The 24,668-nt window shown below is 37.6% G+C and carries 22 protein-coding genes; 17 read left to right on the top strand and 5 right to left on the bottom strand.

Annotation, left to right across the window (positions count from 1 at the left end):
- Nucleotides 1-18 precede the first annotated feature (18 nt).
- From LPB89_RS02600 to LPB89_RS02610, 3 genes are all read right to left on the bottom strand, one after another.
- Nucleotides 19-720 (bottom strand): L-ribulose-5-phosphate 4-epimerase, encoded by a 702-nt coding sequence (locus LPB89_RS02600; protein WP_230700127.1) that lies wholly within the window; start codon nt 718-720, stop codon nt 19-21.
- Complete coding sequence (locus tag LPB89_RS02605; protein WP_230700128.1) at nt 704-2,395, bottom strand: ribulokinase; 1,692 nt, start codon at nt 2,393-2,395, stop codon at nt 704-706. The genes LPB89_RS02600 and LPB89_RS02605 overlap by 17 nt, the downstream gene beginning before the upstream one ends.
- 178 nt (nt 2,396-2,573) lie before the next feature.
- On the bottom strand, nt 2,574-4,121 hold the full coding sequence (locus tag LPB89_RS02610; RefSeq protein WP_230700129.1) for an alpha-N-arabinofuranosidase: 1,548 nt from the start codon (nt 4,119-4,121) through the stop codon (nt 2,574-2,576).
- A 448-nt stretch (nt 4,122-4,569) separates the two neighbouring features.
- On the opposite strand from LPB89_RS02610, the gene LPB89_RS02615 reads away from it, so the two are divergent.
- Nucleotides 4,570-5,259: an NUDIX domain-containing protein gene (locus LPB89_RS02615; protein WP_230700130.1), complete on the top strand. Its 690-nt coding sequence runs from the start codon at nt 4,570-4,572 to the stop codon at nt 5,257-5,259.
- 86 nt (nt 5,260-5,345) lie between these two features.
- Here the strand turns inward: LPB89_RS02615 and LPB89_RS02620 are convergent, their stop codons facing one another.
- On the bottom strand, nt 5,346-6,344 hold the full coding sequence (locus LPB89_RS02620; RefSeq protein WP_230700131.1) for a GntR family transcriptional regulator: 999 nt from the start codon (nt 6,342-6,344) through the stop codon (nt 5,346-5,348).
- A gap of 101 nt (nt 6,345-6,445) precedes the next feature.
- Here LPB89_RS02620 and LPB89_RS02625 point away from each other — a divergent pair, with 101 nt between their 5' ends.
- The 6 genes from LPB89_RS02625 to LPB89_RS02650 all read left to right on the top strand — a co-directional run bounded on the left by LPB89_RS02625 (nt 6,446) and on the right by LPB89_RS02650 (nt 12,826).
- Nucleotides 6,446-7,501, top strand: coding sequence for an aldose epimerase family protein (locus LPB89_RS02625; protein ID WP_230700132.1), 1,056 nt, complete (start codon nt 6,446-6,448; stop codon nt 7,499-7,501).
- Nucleotides 7,502-7,546: 45 nt separating this feature from the next.
- Nucleotides 7,547-8,707 carry a galactokinase gene (galK, locus tag LPB89_RS02630; RefSeq protein WP_230700133.1) on the top strand — a complete coding sequence of 387 codons (1,161 nt, stop codon included), beginning with the start codon at nt 7,547-7,549 and terminating at the stop codon, nt 8,705-8,707.
- Between the two features lie 16 nt (nt 8,708-8,723).
- Nucleotides 8,724-9,776: a UDP-glucose--hexose-1-phosphate uridylyltransferase gene (locus LPB89_RS02635; protein ID WP_230700134.1), complete on the top strand. Its 1,053-nt coding sequence runs from the start codon at nt 8,724-8,726 to the stop codon at nt 9,774-9,776.
- A gap of 211 nt (nt 9,777-9,987) precedes the next feature.
- On the top strand, nt 9,988-11,673 hold the full coding sequence (locus LPB89_RS02640; RefSeq protein ID WP_230700135.1) for a sodium/sugar symporter: 1,686 nt from the start codon (nt 9,988-9,990) through the stop codon (nt 11,671-11,673).
- Nucleotides 11,674-11,789: 116 nt separating this feature from the next.
- Complete coding sequence (locus LPB89_RS02645; RefSeq protein ID WP_230700136.1) at nt 11,790-12,128, top strand: L-rhamnose mutarotase; 339 nt, start codon at nt 11,790-11,792, stop codon at nt 12,126-12,128.
- 89 nt (nt 12,129-12,217) lie between these two features.
- Nucleotides 12,218-12,826, top strand: coding sequence for a hypothetical protein (locus LPB89_RS02650; protein ID WP_230700137.1), 609 nt, complete (start codon nt 12,218-12,220; stop codon nt 12,824-12,826).
- A gap of 15 nt (nt 12,827-12,841) precedes the next feature.
- Here the strand turns inward: LPB89_RS02650 and LPB89_RS02655 are convergent, their stop codons facing one another.
- Entirely contained in the window at nt 12,842-14,104 is a 1,263-nt protein-coding gene (locus LPB89_RS02655) for an NAD(P)/FAD-dependent oxidoreductase (RefSeq protein WP_230700138.1), read from the bottom strand.
- A 102-nt stretch (nt 14,105-14,206) separates the two neighbouring features.
- Between LPB89_RS02655 and hutH the strand changes: the two genes are divergently transcribed.
- From hutH to LPB89_RS02705, 10 genes are all read left to right on the top strand, one after another.
- Nucleotides 14,207-15,727, top strand: a complete 1,521-nt coding sequence (gene hutH / locus LPB89_RS02660) for a histidine ammonia-lyase (RefSeq protein ID WP_230700139.1) — start codon at nt 14,207-14,209, stop codon at nt 15,725-15,727.
- A 35-nt stretch (nt 15,728-15,762) separates the two neighbouring features.
- On the top strand, nt 15,763-16,974 hold the full coding sequence (locus LPB89_RS02665) for a WG repeat-containing protein (RefSeq protein ID WP_230700140.1): 1,212 nt from the start codon (nt 15,763-15,765) through the stop codon (nt 16,972-16,974).
- Nucleotides 16,975-17,156: 182 nt separating this feature from the next.
- Entirely contained in the window at nt 17,157-17,888 is a 732-nt protein-coding gene (gene fabG / locus LPB89_RS02670) for a 3-oxoacyl-ACP reductase FabG (RefSeq protein WP_230700141.1), read from the top strand.
- A gap of 176 nt (nt 17,889-18,064) precedes the next feature.
- The gene (locus LPB89_RS02675) at nt 18,065-19,288 is read left to right on the top strand and encodes a beta-ketoacyl synthase (protein ID WP_230700142.1); all 1,224 of its coding nucleotides are present in this window, start codon (nt 18,065-18,067) and stop codon (nt 19,286-19,288) included.
- Nucleotides 19,289-19,291: 3 nt separating this feature from the next.
- A complete protein-coding gene (locus LPB89_RS02680) occupies nt 19,292-19,546 on the top strand; it encodes an acyl carrier protein (protein ID WP_127338291.1) in 255 nt (84 codons plus the stop codon).
- On the top strand, nt 19,546-20,427 hold the full coding sequence (locus tag LPB89_RS02685) for a lipid A biosynthesis acyltransferase (protein ID WP_230700143.1): 882 nt from the start codon (nt 19,546-19,548) through the stop codon (nt 20,425-20,427). The genes LPB89_RS02680 and LPB89_RS02685 overlap by 1 nt, the downstream gene beginning before the upstream one ends.
- 71 nt (nt 20,428-20,498) lie before the next feature.
- Entirely contained in the window at nt 20,499-22,148 is a 1,650-nt protein-coding gene (locus LPB89_RS02690) for an NAD(P)/FAD-dependent oxidoreductase (protein ID WP_230700144.1), read from the top strand.
- Nucleotides 22,149-22,181: 33 nt separating this feature from the next.
- Nucleotides 22,182-23,084, top strand: a complete 903-nt coding sequence (locus LPB89_RS02695) for a dialkylrecorsinol condensing enzyme DarA (RefSeq protein ID WP_230700145.1) — start codon at nt 22,182-22,184, stop codon at nt 23,082-23,084.
- 15 nt (nt 23,085-23,099) lie between these two features.
- A complete protein-coding gene (locus LPB89_RS02700) occupies nt 23,100-24,233 on the top strand; it encodes a beta-ketoacyl-ACP synthase III (RefSeq protein WP_127338146.1) in 1,134 nt (377 codons plus the stop codon).
- Nucleotides 24,233-24,664 (top strand): hypothetical protein, encoded by a 432-nt coding sequence (locus LPB89_RS02705; RefSeq protein WP_127338145.1) that lies wholly within the window; start codon nt 24,233-24,235, stop codon nt 24,662-24,664. The genes LPB89_RS02700 and LPB89_RS02705 overlap by 1 nt, the downstream gene beginning before the upstream one ends.
- Nucleotides 24,665-24,668 lie beyond the last annotated feature (4 nt).

Consider the following 24,668-nt stretch of genomic DNA (forward strand, 5'->3'; position numbering starts at 1 on the left):
TGAAACCTGAAACTTTTTTTACTGTCCGTAATACGAATCTTTTCCGTGTTTACGGTTGTAATGTTTTTTTATGAGCGAATCCTTCAGTCTTGGTGCGTTTGGATTTATTTGTAAAGTCAGGTAGGCCATTTCGGCTACGACTTCTAAAACCTTGCTGTTGTAGACTGCTTTTGCAGCGTTTTTTCCCCAGGCGAATGGACCGTGATTGCCGATCAGAATCATTTCTACTTCTTCGTACGAAAGATTTTTTTCCTTGAAACAATCCAAAATCTGGATTCCGGTATTGTGTTCGTAGTTTCCTTCAATCAGGGAATCTGCCATTGGCGGTGCGCACGGAATATCAGCCGTTAAATGGTCTGCATGGGTCGTTCCGAAAATCGGAATATCCTGTTGTGCCTGCGCCCAGGCTACCGAATAGGTTGCATGTGTATGAGCCACGCCACCAATATTTGGCCAGTTTTTGTATAAATACGCATGGGTTTTAGTGTCAGAAGACGGACGCATTGTTCCTTCAATAATGTTATTGTCAAAATCGACAATCACAATATCTTCCGGTTTTAAATCTTCATAAGGAACGCCGCTCGGTTTAATGGCAAAAACGCCATTTTCCCTATCGACCGCACTTACATTTCCAAAGGTATACACCACCAGATTCAATGCATTTAACTGCATATTGGCTTCGTAACATTCCTGTTTTAAATCTTTATATCGAGAACTCATGTTGGGATAATTTAATCGTTGGATCTTCAAAAGCACTTAATTGATTGTAACCAATCAGCAATTTGTGATACGCTGCGACCTGGTCTAACTGAGGGAAATATTCCCCGTCAAAATCACTTCCGATTTTTTGACTGGCTTCAATTACATTTGGATAAATTCCGGCTGCCACTGCTGCATAAATCGCTGCTCCTAAAGCAGGAGTCTGGTCTGAGGCGGCAATTTTGATTGGCTTGTTTAAAACATTCGCCAAAGTCTGCATGATAAAAGGAGATTTTCGGGCAACGCCGCCAATTCCGATAACGCTGTCGATTTTTACGCCTTCTTCTTCAAAACGATCGACAATTTTCTTCGCTCCAAAACAAATGGCGTTGACCAGGGCTTTGAAAATATGCGGTGCTTTTGTTCCTAATGATAAATTTGAAATGGCGCTTTTTAGTTCCTGATTGGCATCCGGGGTTCTTCTTCCGTTGATCCAGTCTAAGGCAATTGGAAGAGTTTCTGAAACCGGGATTTTCTCTGCCTCTCTGGTCAGTTCCACAATTAATTTATCGCTGAATTCTTCTCTTAATTGTTCTTTTTGTTCGTCATTTAAAATTGTTGAAGCTGTCAGCAAATGATCGGTTGGCCAAAGCAATAATTCTTTGTACCAGGCCAGTAAATCGCCGAAAGCAGATTGCCCCGCTTCTAAACCAATAAAGCCCGGAATTACAGATCCGTCTACCTGTCCGCAGATGCCGCGAACGGTTTTGGTTCCTACTTCGTCATACGAACCCACCAGAATATCGCAGGTTGATGTTCCCATAACGCGGACTAAAGTATTTTCTCCGATTTTTGCGCCAACTGCTCCGGAATGTGCATCGAATGTTCCAACAGCTACCACTGTATCTGTCGAAAGTCCTAAACGATCTGCCCATTCTTTGCTCAATTTTCCGGCAACCAGATCAGAAGTATAGGTTTCATCATATAAATTGCCACGAAGTGTGGCCAGATACGGATGTAATTTTTCTAAAAATTCTGCGGGAGGCAAGCCATTCCAGTCGGTGTGCCACATGGCTTTATGACCTGCTGCGCAACGGCTTCTTTTGAAGGATTTTAAATCTTTATCCTCAATTAATAAATAGGTCATCAAATCACAGTGCTCCATCCAGGTATGTGCCGCATTTTTTACCGCTTCATCTTCCCTTGCAATGTGCAGGATTTTTGCCCAGAACCATTCAGATGAATAAATTCCTCCCACATATTTGGTAACGTCTTCTCCGCCCCAGCTTGCGGCCAGTTCGTTGATTTCATTGGCTTCATTTATGGCTGTATGATCTTTCCACAACACCATCATCGCATTCGGATTTTCCTCAAAACCTTTTGTCAGGGCTAACGGAATTCCTTCTTTGGTAACCGGTACAGGAGAAGATCCTGTGGTATCAATGCAGATACCGCGCACTAACGAAGGATCTACTTTACTTTCTTTTACAACCGCCTGAATTGTACTTTCCAAACCTTCAATATGATCCAGAGGATGCTGACGAAACTGATTAACAGCCGCGTCACAATATTGTTTGTTTTTCCATCTTTTATAATGAGAAACATTGGATGCCAGCTCCTGGCCATTTTCAGTGTCAATCAGCACCGCCCGAACAGAATCTGTTCCGTAGTCCAATCCTATTACGTAATTTTTCATTCGAAATCTATTTTTAAGATTGACAAATATAAAAATAATTAATTTATAAGTGTATAAAAAACACTTAATAAAAACAAGTGCCTTAATTTTTACAAATAATGCATCAAAACAAACATTTAAGCTCCAAACGAAAAATAAACGTTGGTTTTACATTTATTCCGTTGCGATTATTTCATGTTTACTTTCCTTCGAGGACTATTACGGAGAAGGGTGGAATCGTAATTTCGAGCTTACCTTTCTTATTTTCAAAGTCTTTAAAAGCAACCGGGACAATTTTATCGGGATTTTCGAATGAATTATAGTCCTGTATTTTTTTTGATGTTATGATTTTTCCTGAGAAGTTTTTAACGCCCAGCTCTTTTGTGTCTATCTCCACCTTATTGCTGTTTTTTGCATCAATGTTGACCAGTGAAATATGAACCAGGCCGTTTTTATCTTTAGAAGCTGAAGCCGAAATCGCAGGAAGTGTTTCCCCGTTATAAGAATACAGCGGTGACTGGAAATTTATCGGCAATAATTTCGCATCCTGATGTACGCTGTACAATTGCATGACATGGTAGGTGGGTGTTAAAATCATTTTGGCTTTATCGGTCAGGATTACAGCCTGCAGTACATTGACACATTGCGCTAAATTTGCCATACGGACCCTGTCGGCATGGTTGTTAAAAATATTCAGTGTGGCGCCGGCCAGCACTGCATCTCTCAGGGTGTTTTGCTGATACAAAAAGCCCGGGTTTGTTCCTTTTTCAACATCATACCAGCCTCCCCATTCATCCACAATCATGGCGACTTTTTTACCTGGATCGTATTTATCCATTATGGCGGAATGTTTCGTAACGAGTTCTTCCATCTTCAGCGCTTCTTTCATGGTTTTGAAATACTGCTCTTCCGTATAATCAACGGCGTCCCCTTTTTTATCCCAGTTGATTACGGAATAATGATGCACGCCAATTCCGCCCAGAAGATGCAGGGGAATATTCTTCATTAACGTTTCTGTCCAGTTATAGTCTGCACTATTGGATCCTGATGCAATACGCACAACTCCTTCTTTATTGCCCCAATCCGACATAAAAGTGGCGTATTTGCGGTATTCTCCGGCATAATAATCCGCTGTCATATTTCCTCCGCAGCCCCAGGCTTCATTTCCAATTCCCCAATAGGTAACTTTCCACGGTTCTGTTCTTCCGTTTTTTTTACGCAAATCACTCATCGGACTCTTACCTGCAAAGTTGGTATACTGGATCCAGTCTGATAATTCCTGAACCGTTCCGCTTCCCACATTTCCGGATAGATACGGTTCCGCTCCCAGTAATTCACACATGTTTAAAAAATCATGGGTCCCAAAGCTGTTATCCTCGGTTACTCCGCCCCACCACTGGTTGACAATTGTGGGTCTTTGCTCTTTTGGACCAACGCCGTCTTTCCAGTGATACGTATCGGCGAAACAGCCTCCGGGCCATCGCAGATTTGGGATTTTCAGCTCTTTTAAGGCTTTAATAATATCGTTTCTGACTCCTTTTGTATTTGGGATTTTAGACGTATCTCCCACAAAAAATCCGCCATAGACAGAACGTCCCAGATGTTCTGCAAAATGGCCGTAAATGTTTCTATTGATCGTTGGTGCATCCGAAGCGCTTTTTACGGAAATTATTGTGGTTTCTTTTTGTGCGAAAGTAACCTGACTGCAAAAAGTAAAAATACAGGAGATTAAAAAAGAGTTTTTCATAGTATTTATTTTAAGAATTGGTGGTTTTCTATTGGGTTATCGTCTTATACTTTCAATCCGTGAAAGGAATTTTACACCACATTCGATCGAATTATTTTACCTTTAAAAGCTGGGAAAAATACTTCAAAACAATAGTTAAGTGTTGATTTAACATTTGTAAATATAGTTAAAAAAATAACTAATGGTCAGTTTAACCATTAATAAAAACATATTTCGCAAAATATTTGGTTAAAATTTTAAAAATGGTTTTAACCTAAATTATGATCAAATAGATAACTTTGCACTAAATTTGACCACGGGAAGAGAAAATCACCATCTGATTTTTATCCTCAACAATTTAAAAAGCAAACCATCTATTTTTCACTATATTTATTAAGTGTAAAATCAACATTAATAAATTATAAAACATTAGTTGGAAGTTTATATATTTACCAATAAATAACAGAATATGCTAAACAGTTATAGCTCTGCTGACAAAGCTTTATTAGCAGTAGATTGTATCATTTTTGGATTCGACCATGAGGGGTTGAAAATACTTTTAATCAAAAGAGACTTTGAGCCTGAGAAAGGAAAATGGTCTCTGATGGGCGGTTTTTTAAAACGTGATGAAATATTGGACCATGCGGCCATCCGAATATTAAATACCTACACCGGTCTCCATGATATATATATGGAACAGCTTTATGCGTATAGCGAAATCGACCGTGATCCTGTGGAGCGTACGATCTCTGTTTCGTATTATGCCCTGATTAATATTGAAAATCATAATGCAGAACTGATTCAGAATTATCATGCAAAATGGTTTAGTATCAATGAGATGCCAAAATTAATTTTTGACCACGGTGAAATGGTACAGCATGCCGTAAGAAGACTGCGATACAGAACCTCCATCAAACCAATTGGATTTGAATTGCTGCCTGAAAAGTTTACCATGCGTCAGCTACTGGAACTTTATGAAGCTATTCTGAGCAAGGAACTGGATAAAAGAAATTTTATCAGCAAAATTAACTCTCTTGAAATCTTAAATAAACTGGACGAAAAAGATATGGGCTCTTCCCGTAAAGGTTCGTATTTGTATACTTTCAATAAAGAAAAATATGAAGAAAAGTTATTGAATGACTTTGTGCTGAATTTGTAAATTCTAAAAAATAAAAGCCAAAAACAAACCCTGAAAGCCAAAACTTTCAGGGTTTGTTTTTTGTAAATAATGAGGCTGCATCGGGGTTACAATGAACTCCGCATAATCAAGGATGATTTATTCTCTCTTTGTTCTTTGTTTCCTTTCAGAACCATTTCGGCCAAAATTTTTCCCATGGCTTCAAAATGGGTTGAAATTGTAGTAATTCCATTTGCGGCAATTTTTTTCAGCGGTGTTTCATTATACGAAATAATACCAAAATCACTTCCTAATTTTAAGCTTTGTTTTCCGGCACTTTCGATCACTTTTACCAGATCCCGGTCATTCGGAATGATGTAAAGGTCTCCGCTTGTGATTTCTCTTCCGGTAAATTCGGTGATGATTTCGTATTCAAAATGATAGGCGGTACAAAAATCCTCAAAGCCCAGTTTCATGCCCAGAGGTTCCCTGAATCCCGGGAAAATCAAAATGAGTTTTTTGTATTTATTCAGTCTTGATTTTGCTTTATATAATCCTTCAAAGATATCTTTTTGGTGATTTTGATAAATGGCCGGGTATAATTTCAGGTTTTGATTGGTCTGATCCAGTATGATTACCTCGTTTACTGGTAGGGTTTTTACAGAATCTGCTATATCGTTTAAGTTCGTCGGCATAATAATGTATTTGGTGTAATTTCCGTTGCTGTCATTTATTAGCTTTTGAAATACTCTGACATTAAAATGATGAAAGAAAATATCGACCTGGACATTCTTTCCAATATTTTTCAGGAACGAATTGTAAATGTCTTCCTTGAAAATATTCAACTCGTCAAAAAGTAAAAAAATCCTGTGTTTTAGGGTAGTCTCAACGCTTTTTACATAATAGCCTTTGCCCGGAATAGCATAAATAATCCCTCTTTTTTTGAGTTCATCGTAAGCCTGTAAAACCGTATCACGCGATAATGAAAAAGCCAGGCAGACTTTATTGACGGAGGGCAGCCTGTCTCCTTTTTTTAATTTTTCCTCTTCAATAGCTTTCTCAATTGAAAGAATTATCTGTTTATATTTTGGAAGCCCCAAATTGTTTTGTACAGAAATTACGTTCATAAAAATAGTTTTTGGGCACAAGATACAAAAAACTGGTAGGTACTGGTATGTGTTTTTTTGAAATGTTTCTATTTTTGGATTTCATTATTGGTAAAAATAATATGAAAATAAAACATATATCTCATTTTCAGAATCTATCCGATTACAAATTGTTTGGTTTAATGCCTGACAACGAAGAAATCTATTCTTTTGAATTGACCAACAAAAACGGAATGAAAGCGCAGCTTATCAATTATGGAGCAACAGTAACTTCTTTGCAGGTTCCGCTTTCAAATGGTAAACTGACTGATGTTGTTTTAGGTTTTGACAATCTGCAGTCTTATCTGGAATCCTATAGTTTACCAAGCGCCCCTTATTTCGGGACCACTGTCGGGCGCTATGCCGGAAGGATACATAATGCTTCTTTTGTGATCAATGGTACAACTTTTCAGCTGCCTGCCAATAATAATGGTAATACGCTGCATGGCGGTAATTTTGGATTTGGAAGAAAAGTATGGAATGTCGCTAATGTAACTTCAGGAGAGAATCCGTCGATTACTTTTGGTCTTTTAAGTGAAGATTCCGACGAAAATTTCCCGGGAGAAATGCATGTCTACCTCACGTATACATTAACGGAAGAAAACGAATTAAAATTAGAATATAAAGCAACCACAACCAAAGATACCGTTATTAACCTGACACATCACAGTTATTTCAACCTCAACGGTCATGATTCGAATGTTTTAGATCAGGAAATTTTTATCAAATCGGTCAAAATGCTGGAGACGGATGAGAATAATATTCCAACCGGAAATTTAACGGATCTCACAGGCCATGCCTTTGACTTCAGAACACCCAAAAAATGCCCTTTCCCGATTGATCATTCTTTTGTCGTGAATTCGAAAACCGAAGTTATTGCAAAATTAATCAGTTCGGAAAACAATTTACAAATGAGTGTTTATACCGATCAGCCGAGTGTTCATATCTATGTAGGCGGGAATTGTTTTGACCAGCTGAAAGGAAAACAAAATGCCGCTTATCATACATCAAGCGGAATCTGTTTTGAGACACAAAATTTTCCGGACGCACCGAATCATAAAAATTTCCCGAATTCGATCCTCAAAAAAGGAGAAGAATACCGTCAGAAAACAGTGTACAGATTCGAAAACATAAAGTAAGTTTTTAAAATATAACTACAGCACAACATTTACAATTACAAGATAATGAATGACATTTTAATACAGGATACAACGGCATTTTTTGAAAAATCTTTTGGTTCTTCTCCTGAAAAAACCGTGCTTTCTCCGGGAAGAATAAACATTATTGGAGAACATATCGATTACAATGACGGCTATGTATTACCGGCAGCCATTGATAAAGTAATCTGCTTTGCTTTTGAGAAAAACAACTCAAAAAAGTCTAAAATAATCGCCATTGATTTAAACGAAGAATTTGAAGTCGACCTGACGCAGGAGGTTCATTTAAGTGATGTGGTCTGGACGAATTATATTCTTGGCGTGATCAAGCAACTGCAGGATAATGGTTTTTCTTTTGAAGGTTTCAACTGTGTTTTCAGCAGTAATATTCCGGTTGGTTCAGGATTGTCTTCTTCTGCGGCTTTAGAATGCGGGATGCTTTTTGGTATTGCGGCACTTTTCGACCTTACGATTGCAAAAGTTGATCTTGCCTTAATGGGACAGAAAGCGGAACACTGGGTGGGTATCAATTGTGGTATTATGGATCAGTTTTCAAGCGTTCACGGAATCGAAGACAAAGTGATCAAATTAGATTGTAATACGTTAGAGTTTGAATATCATGATGCTAATTTCAAAGATTATTCGCTGGTCTTAATGGACAGTAATGTAAAACATTCGCTTTTCACCTCTGAATACAATACCAGAAGGGTAGAATGTGAAGAAGGTTTGTTAATTATTAAAAATCATTTTCCGGACATAAAAAGTTTTAGGGATTGTACCGAAGAACAGCTATTGAGCATCGAGGATAAAATGAATCCGACGGTCTTTAAAAGGGTTCATTATGTTGTAAAAGAAATTAATCGTGTCATAAAGGCTTGTGAGGCCTTAGACAACGGAAATATTGAACTTCTGGGAGCGTTGCTTTTTGAGACGCACTACGGTTTATCGCAGGAATATGCAGTAAGTTGTGCGGAGCTGGACATGCTTGTTGATACGGCAAAAGAAGATGATTCTGTGATTGGTTCCCGATTGATGGGAGGTGGTTTTGGTGGCTGTACCATAAATTTAATTAAAAAAGGTTGCGAAAATGAGGTTAAACATAAGTTTTCAAATCTTTATTTAGATACATTTGGGATTGAATTAAAATTTTATGATGTAAAAATCTCAAACGGAACAACACTACTTTAATACCACTACCAGTACAATGAAAAATTTTGACATTACCGAAGATCCGCACAGACGTTTCAATCCGCTAATCAACGAATGGGTTTTAGTATCACCTCATCGTGCAAAACGTCCATGGCAGGGACAAAACGAAACAATTTCAACCGAAGCTTTGCCGAAGTATGACCCCACTTGCTACCTCTGTCCGGGGAATGTTCGTGCCAATGGAGTCAGCAATCCCAAATACGAAAGCAGTTTTGTATTTGAGAATGATTTCGCCGCAATGAAGCAGGATGAAATCATGTTTGAAGAAGATATTAAACATACTTTTTTTAAAGCACAACCGGAACGCGGCATTTCGCGGGTGGTTTGTTTTTCTCCAAGACATGATCTTACCTTACCGGAAATGACTATCGACGGAATTGAAAATATTATTAAAACCTGGCAAAAAGAATACACTGATTTAGGAAACATCAAATACATCAATCACGTTCAGATTTTCGAAAATAAAGGAAGTGTAATGGGCTGCAGCAACCCACACCCACACGGGCAAATCTGGGCACAGTCCTCCTTACCGACCCAGGTAGAAAAAACACAAAAAAACCTGAAAGCTTATTTCGACAAAAACGGCAGGACGATGCTGGCCGATTACCTGCAGGCAGAGTTAAGATCAGGGGAACGCGTTGTAATCGAAAATGATCATTTTGCTGCAGTGGTTCCTTTTTGGGCAACCTGGCCTTATGAAACGATGATTATCAGCAAACGAACTTTTGGAAAAATTACCGATTTTACCGCTGATGAAACTACTTCTTTTGCTACAATCCTAAAACAGCTTACTTCTAAGTACGATAACTTGTTCAATACTTCTTTCCCTTATTCATCAGGAATTCACCAGGCTCCTACAGATGGCCTGGAACATGCGGAATGGCATTTTCACATGCACTTTTATCCACCTTTATTGCGATCTGCAACCGTTAAGAAATTTATGGTTGGTTATGAAATGCTGGGGGAATCACAAAGAGACATTACTCCTGAAAAAAGTGCAGAAGCTTTAAGGCAATTGTCTGATGTACATTATAAAACTAAAGCTTAAGTGACCTAAAAATTACATTTAATGTAATAATGCAGTTATAAATGTTAAAAACACATTTATTTTTGGTGTGGAATTGGATTTTTATCTTATTTTTGGCTTTGGCTTCTTTTTTCATAAAAAAATAACGAAATAAAAACACATACTATATTTTTAAACGCATTAAACAATAAAACAAACAATCACCTTTACTAATTTTAAACTATTACTAACAATGAACCAGAACCTCGCTTTCGCAGATTATGCGGTTTTTATTATTTATTTCATCGTAGTTTCGGTCTACGGTTATACTGTTTACCGCAAACGTAAACAAGACGAACAGGATGCCAAAGCTTACTTTTTGGCTGAAGGGAATTTAACCTGGTGGGCTATTGGAGCTTCGTTAATTGCTTCCAATATTTCTGCTGAGCAATTCATCGGAATGAGTGGTGAAGGTTTCTTTTTAGGAATTGCAGTAGCTGCTTACGAATGGCTGGCTGCTGTTGCTTTAATTATTGTAGCGGTTTGGTTTATTCCGGTATATCTTAAGAATAAGATTTACACAATGCCTCAGTTCTTAAAAACACGTTACAACGAATCGACTGCCTTAATTATGGCCGTTTTCTGGTTGTTTTTGTACGTATTTGTAAACTTAACTTCTATTCTTTATTTAGGGGCGGTTGCGATTAACGGACTTGCGGGCGGAGAGTATCTGCACGTAATTATGGTTGGATTGGCTGTATTTGCTTTGTTCATCTCTTTAGGAGGTATGAAAGTGGTAGCGTACACAGACGTTATTCAGGTAGCTGTTTTAATTATCGGTGGTTTGGTAACCTCTTATATTGCACTAACAACGGTTGGACAATATTTTGGTGTTGGCGAAAATGCTATTGCCGGTTTCAAAGTTTTAATGAGAGAAGCTCCGGAGCATTTCAAAATGATTATTCCAAAACCAACGGCAACTTCTTCCCAGCTTGATATTGATAAATATTTGACGTTCCCGGGTCTGATGTCTTACCTTGCCGGTATCTGGATCATCAACTTAAACTATTGGGGATGTAACCAATACATTACACAAAGGGCTTTGGGTGCCGATTTACAAACAGCCCGTACCGGTATTTTATTTGCCGGAATGCTAAAATTATTAATGCCTTTAATCGTAATGCTGCCGGGTATTGCTGCTTATGTTTTATATCAAAACGGACATTTACCACAATTAGTGGGAGGAAAAGACGGTGCTTATTCTGCTGTTTTGACTTTCCTGCCAACAGGTTTAAAAGGACTTTCTGTAGCGGCGCTGACTGCTGCAATTGTAGCCTCATTAGCCGGAAAAGTAAACAGTATCTCGACGATCTATACTTTAGATATTCATAAAAAATACATTCAGAAACAAGCCGGCGAAAAACAACAGGTAAACATTGGTAGAATTGCCGTTTTTGCTGCCATGCTTTTAGCGGTTTTATTTACGTGGAATGACATCTTAGGAATTGGCGGAGTGGGTGGATTCACCTACATTCAAAAATATACCGGATTTATCAGCCCGGGAGTTTTTGCGATGTTCTTCCTTGGTATGTTCTGGAAAAGAACTACCGGAACTGCAGCAATTGTGGGTGTAATTTTAGGGTTTGTATTATCGGTAGTATTCAACGAATATGCTCCGATGCTTTTTGGAAACGAAACGTTGTTGTACACGGCTTATCCTAACGGAAAAGGTGCTTTCGAAATTCCTTTCCACATCTGTATGGGATTATCATTCTTCTTTACGATGCTGGCCATGATCGGAATCAGTTTTGCCGGTCCGAAAGTAAATCCTAAAGCGTTTGAAATAGACTCTGAAATGTTTAAAGTGAAACCACAAACTACGGTTTTAATCGTAATTACATTATTGATTATTGTGGCTTTATACGTTAAATTCTGGTAGTATAATTTTTTACTATATTTTTTGAAGAATTAAAAGACTGTCTGCAAACGACAGTCTTTTTTTTATAAATTAATCCCTTCACAAAAAAAGTAACAATCTAACTTTTTCTATACCATATGACTACACAAAAATTCTGTCTCGCCTTAGACCTGCAGGAGGATGCAAATCTGATTGAGGAATACAAAGAACTTCATAAAAATGTCTGGCCGGAAATTATAGATAGCATTAAAGATTCCGGGATTACCGTCATGGATATTTATTGTACCGGAAACCGATTGTTTATGATTATTGAAGCCCGTGAAGATTTTACTTTTGAAAAGAAAGCGGCATTGGATTCCGAAAACCCAAAAGTACAGGAATGGGAAACTTTGATGTGGAAATTCCAGCAAGCCCTGCCCTGGGCAAAACCGGGACAAAAATGGATTCTGACGGAGAAAATATTTGACTTAAAATAATCGCTTTTTTCCTTATAAATTAATGGCAGATAAAATAGCTTTTCATAAAAAAAAATCTAAATTTGAACCCTAACATTTTAACCAATTTTATGAAAAAACTAGTAATTGCATTGTTATTGATCTCTGGCGCAGCATTTGCACAGGACATGGAAGTCGTAAAAGGAAATTTTACTTTTCTGAAAGATCAGAAAGAAATTAATGTGGTATTTGATTATAGTAATTTTACTATGATGAAAGAAAAAAAATCTGAAGCTCAATATGTTGAAGAAAGAACGGCAGATTTAAATGCAAAGATTAAAGGAAATGGCGATGCCTGGAAAAAAAGATGGAAGTCTTCTCCGGAATTAATCTGGACTCCTAAGTTTCTTGAATTAGCAAATCTTGTATTAAGCAAAGAAAAGAAAGATGTAAATTTTCAGGAAAATCTAACGAGTGCCCCTTATACCTTAATTGTACAGACCGTATGGATTTATCCGGGCTGGGATGCAGGTATTATGAAACAACCGGCAAAAGTAAGCACAAACCTAAAGTTTGTTGAAACGGCCAATAAATCAAATGTTCTGTTAGAAATTACAAGTGAAGAAGCTCCCGGAGATCAATGGGGAAATAATTACAGTAATGAATCCAGAATTGGGGAAGGATATGCTAAAACCGCAAAATCACTTTCGAAAATGATTCTGAAAAAAGCGTACAAATAAAAGCACAAAAAAACCCTAGTTTACACTAGGGTTTTCTTTTTCTTCTTTTTGCATATTTAATAAATAGGCCATATTTGCGATCACGTGATCGTGTTTTTTTACAAACGGATTTTCTTCATTCCAGACATAACCTGCCAGAACCGAACAGATTTTTTCTTTTACTTCCGGGTTTTCCGGCTGGTGAAAAAATAACGTCTGAAGGTTTCCGGTGTACCATTCTTTCACGTAAGTGGTAAAAACAGCAATGCCGCGTTTCATGTATCCTGTAAATTCAGCTTCCCAGTCTACTTCAATTCCTTGTGATTCTTTCAGGTATAATTTTGCTGCGAGCATTCCGGATTCGGTCGCAAAAGCAACTCCCGATGAAAAAACAGGATCTAAGAATTCTGAACTGTTTCCTGTTAAGGCAAAACCATCTCCGTACATTCTTTTTACGGCTCTGGAATAGTTCTCCAGTTTCACCGGCTCAAATAAAAACTCGGTTCCTTTGAATCTCTTAATATAATAATCCGATTTCTGAATGGCATTTCGCAAAGCCTCGGCATTGTCTTTATTTTCTGAAAGCGAATTGATAAAATCGGTCGGCCCAACTACACCTAAACTTGTATTTCCATTCGAAAACGGAATGACCCATAACCAGACTTCGGTTTCCAGAATATCAAACGAAATCTGGGTTCCTTCCTCGCCCTCCGGTCTGTTAATGTCTTTTACGTGCGTAAATATCGAAGAATGCGGATCAAGCTTTGACGGTGTATCCAAATCTAAAAGTCTTGGCAAAACACGTCCGTAACCACTGGAATCGATAATAAAATTAGCGTGAATTTCTTTTAAGTTTCCGTCTTTGTCTTTTACAATGGTCTTCGATTTTTTTCCTTCAAACGAAACTTCGAGCACTTCCGATTCAAATTCCAGATCAATTCCTTTTCTTATGACTTCCTGCGCCATTGTATTGTCAAAATCCGCTCTTGGCACCTGCCAGGTCCAATCCCATCCTTCACCGAATTTTTTACTGAAATCAAAAACACAAATCTCTTCTCCACGGATAAAACGGGCACCTAATTTCTTTTCAAAATTCATGGCGTCAAGACTCTCAAAAAGCTCAGCCTCCGCAAAATGGTCCATAACTCTTGGGATGAGGCTTTCGCCGACCACAAGTCTTGGAAATTTTGTTTTTTCCACCACTTTTATCTTAACGTTATTTTTATGAAGATACGATGCCGAAACGCATCCAGAAGGTCCTGCGCCTATGATTAAAACATCTACAAACTCCTTTGTCATATTAGAAATGTTATGATTTATTTAACTTACATTTGCCATCATCAAAATAACTACATTTATTTTGATAAATAAAATTAAATTAGCACAACCAAAAACGATTTAATGAATACAATTAATGAATATTTAAGTTTAGCAGAATTCGAGTCTATTATCTTTGGAAATAACAAAGTTGTTGTTAGCGATATTGTTTTAAACAGAGTAAATGAAAGCTTTAATTTTTTAAAGGAATTTTCAGGAAATAAAGTAATATACGGCGTAAATACGGGCTTTGGACCAATGGCACAATACCGGATTAAAGAATCTGACCAGATTCAGCTGCAGTATAATTTAATCAGAAGCCACTCTTCAGGAACAGGAAAACCTTTGAGCCCGGTATGTGCCAAAGCAGCCATCCTGGCGCGATTAAATACGCTTTCTTTAGGAAATTCGGGCGTTCACCCGTCAGTCATTCACTTAATGGCCGAGCTGATCAACAGAGATATTACTCCCTTAATTTTCGAACACGGTGGTGTTGGTGCGAGTGGAGACTTAGTGCAATTATCACATTTAGCTTTAGTTTTAATCGGCGAAGGCGAAGTTTTTTATAAAGGAGACCGAAGACCAACTCCTGAAGTTTTTGAAATTGAAGGCTTAAAACCAATTCAGGTAGAAATCAGAGAAGGCCTTGCATTAATCAACGGAACTTCGGTTATGACCGGAATTGGTGTTGTAAATGTGCATCATGCCAATAAATTATTAGACTGGTCACTAAAATGTTCCTGTGCCATAAACGAATTGGTTCAGGCGTATGACGATCACTTTTCTGAAGAATTAAACCAAACCAAACGTCATAAAGGACAACAGGAAGTTGCTGCCAGAATGAGACAAAATCTTTCGGACAGTACTTTGATCCGTAAAAGGGAAGATCACTTATATTCAGGAGAAAATACCGAAGAAATTTTTAAGGAAAAAGTTCAGGAATATTATTCACTGCGTTGTGTGCCTCAAATTTTAGGTCCGGTTTTAGAAACCATTAACAATGTGGCTTCTATTCTGGAGGATGAATTTAACTCCGCAAACGACAATCCGATTATCGACGTCAAAAACAAACATGTGTATCACGGAGGTAATTTCCATGGCGATTATATTTCTCTTGAAATGGATAAATTAAAAATCGTTATTACCAAATTAACGATGCTGGCAGAACGTCAGTTGAATTATTTATTAAATTCAAAAATCAACGAAATCCTTCCTCCATTTGTAAATTTAGGAACATTAGGATTTAATTTCGGAATGCAGGGTGTGCAGTTTACCGCGACCTCAACTACTGCCGAAAGCCAGATGTTGTCTAACCCAATGTATGTACACAGTATTCCAAACAACAACGACAATCAGGATATTGTAAGCATGGGAACAAATGCTGCCGTGATTACCTCAAAAGTTATCGAAAACTCTTTTGAAGTTTTAGCTATTGAAATGATTACAATCGTTCAGGCCATTGATTATTTAGATCAGAAAGATAAAATTTCATCTGTAACCAAAAAATGGTACGATGATGTTCGAAATATAATTCCAACCTTTACGCAGGATCAGGTGATGTATCCTTTTGTTCAAAATGTAAAAGATTACCTTATAAATAGTTAAACCGCATATATCTATTAATCTTGAATCTTAAACCCATGAAAAAATCTTTCCTTTTTTTATTGTTATTATTTATTCAGTTTGTTAATAGCCAGGAATTGGCTTTGGTTAAAAAAAATGCCAAAATCGGATATATTTCCAAAGACGGAAGCTTTAAAATTGAGCCTCAGTACAAAGCTGCCAAAAGTTTTTCTGAAGGCCTGGCTGCTGTAGAAGACAATGGAAAATGGGGTTTTATTGACACCAAAGGAACCTGGGTAATTCCTGCAGCTTTTGATGATGCAAAAGATTTTAACAGCGGAATTGCAATTGTAAAAAAAGCTAAGGATTGGGTCTATATCAATACAAAAGGTGAAATTCAAAAAGCACCGGCAACAGAAAAACTATTTGATTTTAATAATGGAATTGCTTTTATCAGACAAGCAGATAAAGTGGGGTTAATCAACTCCGGAATGACTGTTGTTTTAGAACCCAAATACGATCAGATCAAACCTTTTGAAAATGGTTTTGCAAGAGTGGAACTCAATAAAAAATGGGGAATTATAAGTTCAAATGGCAAAGAAGCTGTAGAACCTGCTTATGATGAAATAGGCAATTATTTTAAAAATACAACCTGGGCCCGAAAAGATAAAACTTTTGGAATCGTAAGTGGTGGAAAGTTTATTCCCGTAGAAGGTGCCGAAAAAATCTGGGATTTTGAAACACAGGATTTAACCTATGCAAAAAAGAACGGGAAAATCGGATTCATTGACTTAAAAGGAAACTGGGCAATTCTGCCTATTTACGATAAAGCAAGAGCATTCTCAAAAAACTTAGCTCCTGTTTGTGTGGGATCGAAATGGGGCTACATCAACCCGAAAGCAGAATTCATTATTCCGCCAACCTATAGCGATGCAGAAGTTTTCAGTTCAAACGGACTGGCTCCCGTAAAAGAAAAAAACTGGGGGTTCATCAATGAAACCGGAAAACTCGTAATTCCTACCCAATATGGTATTACTTCAAACGGATTCGTTATTGCTTTGTTTGTACAACAGGACAAAGGATTTATAGATGGTGTGGCAAGAGTAAAAAATGAAGGAAAATGGGGGTTTCTTAAACCTGACGGAACTGTATTAGGAAATCAATGGTTTGAAAACGCTGAGATATTTTCAAAAACAGCAGAAAAAAACAACAGCAGTGAAGTTGCTTCCGAGAAGCCAAAAGCAGAAACAAAAGCCGCGACAAAACCAGTAACCAAAAAGAAAAAATAAATTTTACCTAAATGAAATCGCCACTAAAAAAATTGTGCAAGCAAAACCAATAAAAAGCGATACCATTTATGACCTATAAAAAATAAATTCTACATAAATGAAATCGCTACTAAAAAATTGCGTAAGCAAAACCACTAAAAAGCGATACCATTTATGACCTATAAAAAATAAAATTTACATAAATGAAATGTGTATTAGTAACAGGTGGTTCCAGAGGAATTGGAAGTGCTGTTTGTAAAAAATTAGCCGTTGAAGCCAATTATCATATTTTGATTAATTATCATTCCAACAAAACAGCTGCCGAAGCAACACTTCAGGAAATACAAAAATTAGGAGCAACCGGAGAAATTTTAGGTTTCGATGTTTCTAATTTTGAAGAAGTACAAAACGTTTTAACCAAATGGCAGGAAGCAAATCCCGAAGCCATTGTTGAAGCCATTGTCAATAACGCCGGAATTACAAAAGACGGTCTTTTTATGTGGATGACTCCCGAAGACTGGAATGGGGTTGTCAATACAAGTTTAAACGGATTTTTTAATGTCACGCAGTTTTTCATCCAGAAAATGCTGCGCAACAAATATGGCCGAATCGTCAATATGGTTTCTGTTTCAGGAGTAAAAGGAACAGCAGGACAAACCAATTATTCGGCTGCAAAAGGAGCGATTGTCGCAGCTACCAAAGCTTTGGCCCAGGAAGTTGCCAAAAGGAACATTACTGTAAATGCCGTAGCACCCGGTTTTATCAGAACCGATATGACCAGTGCCTTGGATGAAAAAGAATTACTAAAACTAATTCCGGTAAATCGTTTCGGTGAGGCCGAAGAAGTTGCCGATTTGGTAAGCTTTTTGATTTCAAAAAAAGCAAGCTACATTACAGGAGAAATTATCAATATAAACGGAGGAATATATTCTTAACAATAGTAGGTTTGCCAGGCTGTTTTTAAGTTTTTTTTAACGCTGAAAATTGCACGCGAAGACGCAAAGTTTTATAAAGACATAAAAAAGAAAAAACCTGGCGTCTTTGCGAGATTAAGAAGACAAAGAATAGATTAAAAATTACAGTAACGGATAAAAAATTATTTTGAAAGACGATGAATAAGAGAGTTGTAATTACCGGAATGGGAATTTATTCCTGTATCGGAACTTCTTTAGACGAAGTAAAGGAGTCCTTATACAACGGGAAATCCGGCATTCAGTTTGATCCTGAAAGAAAGGAATTTGGATTTCAGTCTGCCTTAACAGGTATGGTTCCTAAAACGGACCTGAAAAATTTACTGTCCCGCAGACAACGTATGAGCATTGGTGAAGAAACTGAATATGCTTATATGGCAACTGTAGAAGCACTGAAAAATGCCAATATTGACGACGCCTTTTTTGACAACCGCGAAGTGGGAATCATGTACGGAAATGACAGCGTTTCTAAAGCTATTATTGACGCGACAGACATTGTTCGTGAGAAAAAAGACACTGCACTAATTGGTTCGGGAGCCATCTTTAAATCGATGAATTCTACGGTAACCATGAATTTATCGACGATTTTCAAGCTAAGAGGAATCAATCTTACTATAAGTGCAGCCTGTGCAAGTGGTTCGCACTCTATTGGACTGGCTTATTTTTTAATCAAAAGCGGTTTTCAGGATATTATTATTTGCGGCGGCGCACAGGAAATCAACAAATATGCGATGAGCAGTTTTGATGGTTTAGGTGTTTTTTCAAACAGGGAAAATGAGCCGGAAAAAGCATCACGCCCTTTTGATGCAGATCGCGACGGGTTAATTCCAAGTGGTGGCGGTGCTACGTTAATCCTCGAGAGTTACGAATCAGCAATCGCACGAGGCGCTACTATTATTGCAGAAGTGGCGGGTTACGGATTTTCTTCCAACGGAGGTCATATTTCCACTCCAAATGTAGAAGGACCGGCGACTGCTATGCAAAGAGCCCTTGACGACGCCAAACTAAAAGCGTCAGATATTGACTACATAAATGCGCATGCCACTTCAACTCCCGTTGGAGATGGTAACGAAGCCAAAGCCATCTTTGAAGTTTTTGGTGAGAAAAATCCTTATGTAAGTTCTACAAAGTCAATGACAGGTCACGAATGCTGGATGGCCGGAGCCAGTGAGGTAATCTACTCTATTATAATGATGCAGCACGATTTTATTGCGCCAAACATCAATTTGGAAAATCCCGACGAAGATGCTTCAAAATTAAATTTAGTTAAAACTACGTTAAACAAAAAATTTGACATATTTTTGTCCAATTCCTTCGGGTTTGGAGGAACCAACTCGGCGTTGGTAGTTAAAAAGTTTAATTGAGTGATGAATAAAGAAGAAATAATAGAAAGAATTAATAGTTTTTTGGTTGAAGAATTTGAAGTTGACGGAGACGAAATTGAACCAAACGCTAATTTAAAAGACACATTAGGTTTAGATAGTTTAGATTATGTAGACTTAGTTGTTTCTATTGAATCTAACTTTGGAGTAAAACTGGTAGAAGTCGATTTTGTTGGAATTGCTTCTTTTCAGAATTTTTATGACCTGATTGAAACGAAACTAAAAGCCAAAGCTGTTTAATGAGCAAATGGGATGGTAAATCAAAAGGTACTGTTTTAGGATATCGGATATTTGTTTTTTTAATACAAAAAATAGGTATTAGATCCGCTTACGGACTTTTATACTTTGTCGCATCTTATTATTTCCTTTTCCTTAAAAAAAGCAACAGCGCTATCTTCTACTATTTTAATCAAAGATTAAAATATTCCCGTTTTAAATCCCGAAAAATGGTTTTCAGGAGTTATTATACTTTTGGACAAACCATCATTGATAAAATCTCCATTTCTGCAGGAATGCGAAATAAATTCACCTATGAATTTGACGGAATCGAGGTTTTAAAAAATCTTTTGGCAGCAAAAAAAGGCGGTGTCCTGATTAGTGCACACGTTGGGAATTTTGAAATCGCCGAGCATTTTTTAGGCGACATTAATCTTGATTTCAGTATTAATCTTGTCACTACGGATTTAGAGCATTCCGCCATTAAAAATTATCTGGAAAGTCTTGCCCAAAAACCTTCCGTAAAATTTATCATCATCAAAGACGATCTGTCTCATATTTTTGAGATCAATGCCGCTCTTGCAAACAACGAACTGGTTTGTTTTACTGGCGATCGTTATTTTGAAGGAACGAAATCCCTTTCCGAAGAAATACTGGGCCAGGAAGCCCATTTCCCGGCCGGTCCCTTTTTGATCGCTTCCCGTTTAAAAGTGCCTGTTGTTTTCGTGTATGTCATGAAAGAACCCAACCTGCATTATCATTTATATGCAAGGGAAGCTACTGTAAAACATCGCGACGAAAAGGGTTTATTGAAAGAATATGTACAAAGTGTGGAAACCATTCTGCAGAAATACCCTTTGCAATGGTTCAATTATTTTGATTTTTGGAACCAGCTGAAAAAATAAAGATAAAATAAACCATCCTTCCGCTTTTGATAAGCATTCTTTTATACTTTTAGGAAATCTTAAAACAAGGCATGAAAGAATACGATACGATTATCATTGGTTCCGGAGTTGGAGGTCTAGCAACAGGAATTTGCCTGGCAAGGGCCGGACAAAAAGTTTTAATTCTGGAGCAGCATTATGTTCCCGGAGGCTGGAGTCACAGTTTTACCCTAAACGGACAGCGTTTTAGCCCTGGTGTACATTATGTCGGACTTCTTGAAGAAGGTTCTTCTACCAATGAACTGTATCGCGGTTTGGGAATTGCCAATGATCTGGTTTTTTTCCGAATGAATAAAAAAGCCTACGAACATTGCCTAATTGGCGATCAGTCTTTCGACCTTCCGGCCGGAATCGATAACCTCAAAAAAACACTTTCTGACCATTTTCCTGCTGAAGAAAAAAACATCCATGAATATCTTTCCTTAGTCGAAAAAGTAAGTTACGAACTTCAGTTAATTCCAAAATTAAAAGGCTGGTGGCAAAAAATAACAGTGCCTTTCCGAACGAAACATTTTGGAAAATTCGCCTTGTTCCCCTTAAAAAAAGTAGTATCCTGGCATGTTAAGGATCCAATGCTGAAAGCCGTTCTTAACGTTCAGTGTGGCGATCACGGGCTTCCGCCCAACAAAGCCTGCTTCCCGGTACATTGTTCGGTAATGAGCCATTATTTTGATGGCGGTTATTATCCGATGGGCGGCGGCGGCGGTATCGTAAAAGCGATGACAAACGGCATAAAAAGACATGGCGGCGAAGTTCGTGTACAGCAAAACGTGCAGAAAATTATCATCGAAAATAAAAAAGCCATTGGTATTGAACTGGAAAATGGCGAAAAAATACTGGCCAAAAATATTGTTTCGAATGCCGATCCATCGATTACCTATTTAAACCTGATCGAAAAAGAACACCTCAGCAAATCACTGCTTAAGAAACTCCAAAAAACAAAATACTCGGTTACTTCATTGATTCTATTTCTGACATTAGATATCGATGTTACCCAGTTTAATATTGATTCCGGAAACATCTGGATGATGAAAGATGAAAATGATGATGACAATTTTGAAGATTTAATGAACAATGATATTGCAGAAGGGGATTCGTTTCCTGCTGTTTTTATTAGCTGCACCACACTTAAGGATCCGGCCAGTTTTAATGGAAAATATCATAATTTCGAAATTGTTACTTATGTCAATTATGACCATTTGGATGATTTCAACGGCCTGGACGATTACCACAATGAAGCGTACAAAATCTTCAAGGAAAAAGTTACCAATAAACTGATGAACAATGTCGAGAAAATAATCCCGAATGCCAAACAGCATATTATTCAGGCTGAATTGGGAACGCCAAAAACCAATGAATTTTATATTAATTCGACGAAAGGGAATGTATACGGAACCGAAAAAACACTTAATCAGGTAGGCCCTTTCGCCTACAAGAACAAAACTGAGATCGACAATTTATTTCTTTGCGGGGCCTGTACACTTTCTCATGGCGTTACCGGAGCCACCTATTCCGGTATTGCGGCGGCGGCATTAATTCTGGACTGTACATCAGATGATTTGTTAACTGAAGATGCCAATCAGAAAATACGAATCTATGATGCCGAAGATGCTTCCACATGGCCGGAATGGGTGCATACCAAACGGTCGGACAAAATCAGGAAATTCATTCCGAAAAATTAACTACTTTTGCGATAACCAAAGCCAAAAACAGAAATGAAAAATGTTCTTGTCATTTATTATTCCCAATCGGGACAGCTCGAATCGATTGCGCAAAATATTGCAAAACCCTTCCTGAACTCAGAAGAGATCAAAGTAACTTTTCATGAAATACAATTAGAGAAACCATTTCCTTTTCCATGGGATAAAACTTCTTTTTTTGATGCTTTCCCCGAAACTTTTCTTCAGATCCCAACGGAATTAAAACCCGTCCCGGAAGAAATTTTAAATACAAAATATGATTTAATACTGTTTCATTATCAGGTGTGGTACCTGTCACCTTCTATTCCCATCAATTCATTTTTAAAAAGTGAGTCAGGCAAAAAAATACTGAATAATACTCCTGTCATCACCATCAGCGGTTCCAGGAATATGTGGATTATGGCACAGGAAAAAGTTAAGATTTTGCTACGCGAAGCTAACGCAAAATTAGTTGGAAATGTAGCCCTTGTAGACCGTGTTGGAAATCTGATAAGCGTCATTACCATTGTAGAATGGATGTTCTCCGGAGTCAAGAAAAAATATTTGGGTATTTTTCCGTTACCGGGAGTTTCGGATAAAGATATTCAGGAGTCCGATAAGTTCGGGGAAGTAATACTTTCTCATTTTAATCAGCATACACTAGACGAATTACAGCCGGAATTAGTTGCCCTTGGAGGAGTGAAAATTAGCTCCTATCTCGTAACTGTAGACAAAACGGCAAACAAAATTTTCAATAAATGGTCAAACCTGATTTATAAAAATCAAAAAAACAGAAAAAAGCTGCTTAAACTATTTTATGTTTATTTATTCCTCGCGATATGGTTAATCTCACCAATAGTATATATATTGCACCTTATTACCTATCCCATTAAGTTAAAAAAAATAAAAAAAGAAACTCAATATTATCAGGGAGTTTAGTAGACGAATTAGATTATGTTTGAAGTATATATTACCAAAGCTGCAAAATATTTGCCAAATGAGGCTGTTTCTAATGAAGAAATGGAGGATTATTTAGGACTCATCAATGATGCCGCTTCTAAAGCAAGACGCATTATTTTACGCAATAATAAAATTACAAGTCGTTATTACGCCATAGATAAAACGGGAAAAAGTACACACAACAACGCCGAATTGACCCGAAATGCTGTTGTGCAGCTGTTTGATGAAAACTTTACGGCACAGGATCTCGAAGTGCTTTCCTGCGGAACCTCAACACCTGATGTTTTTCTGCCTTCGCATGCTGCGATGGTTCATGGATTATTAAAAAACAAATCAGTAGAATTAAATTCATCCACCGGTGTTTGCTGTGCCGGAATGAATTCCTTAAAATTTGGCTTCCTTTCCGTAAGATCCGGAAATTCCAAAAATGCAATCTGCACAGGATCTGAAAGAGTTTCGACCTGGCTGAATGCCCAAATGTACAATCACGAAGCCGCTAATCTGAAAAGCCTGGAAGAGCAGCCTATCATTGCGTTCAAAAAAGATTTTTTACGCTGGATGTTATCTGACGGAGCCGGAGCTTTTTTACTGGAAAATGAGCCAAAAGGGCCAATTTCCCTAAAAATCGAATGGATGGAAGCTTTTTCGTATGCGTACGAACTGGAAACCTGCATGTATGCCGGAGGGGATAAATTAGAGAATGGCGAAATCAAAGCGTGGAGCGATTATGCCCCGGAGGAATGGCTGAAGGAATCTGTTTTTGCCATCAAACAGGATGTGAAATTACTGGACGAATTTATCCTTTCAAAAGGTGCCGAAAGCATGAGGGATGCTATGGGTAAAAACAATATCACAGCCGATCAGGTAGATTATTTTATCCCTCACGTTTCGTCTAACTTTTTTGTGGAAGGATTAAAAAAAGGACTGACGGAGAAAGGAATCGGAATGACCGATGATAAATGGTTTATGAATCTTTCGAGAGTTGGAAATGTAGGTTCTGCCTCTATTTATTTAGCTTTGGAAGAATTAATGAATTCCGGTAATTTGAAAAAAGGAGATCGTATTCTTTTATCAGTTCCGGAAAGCGGAAGATTTTCTTTCGCCTATGCTTATTTAACCGTTTGCTAATGGAAACCACTTTAGTGTTAGAAAAAGAAGCTGTCGAGAATTTACTGCCACAAAAGTTTCCTTTTGTAATGGTAGATAAAATGTATTCGTTTACCGAAAACTCGCTGGTTTCCGGACTAAAAATTAAAGACGATAATATATTTTATGACGATAATTTTTTCCTGGAAGCAGGCTTAATTGAGCACATGGCCCAGTCGGTAGCCTTACATACCGGTTACGAGTTCTTTTTGAAAAATGAAAAAGCACCAACAGGTTATATCGGTTCCATAAAAGAAATTGAAATTAAAAAGCTGCCAAAAATAAACGATACGATTCAGTCTACGGTAACCATTATACAGGAATTTGCCGGAATCACCCTGGTAGATATCGTAACGACTTTGAACAATGAAGAAATCGCTAACGGACAAATGAAAACCGTTTTAGCTAAATAATAAT

Origin of the sequence: Flavobacterium sp. ENC (assembly GCF_020991415.1) — a bacterium.
Classification (GTDB): Bacteria; Bacteroidota; Bacteroidia; order Flavobacteriales; family Flavobacteriaceae; genus Flavobacterium.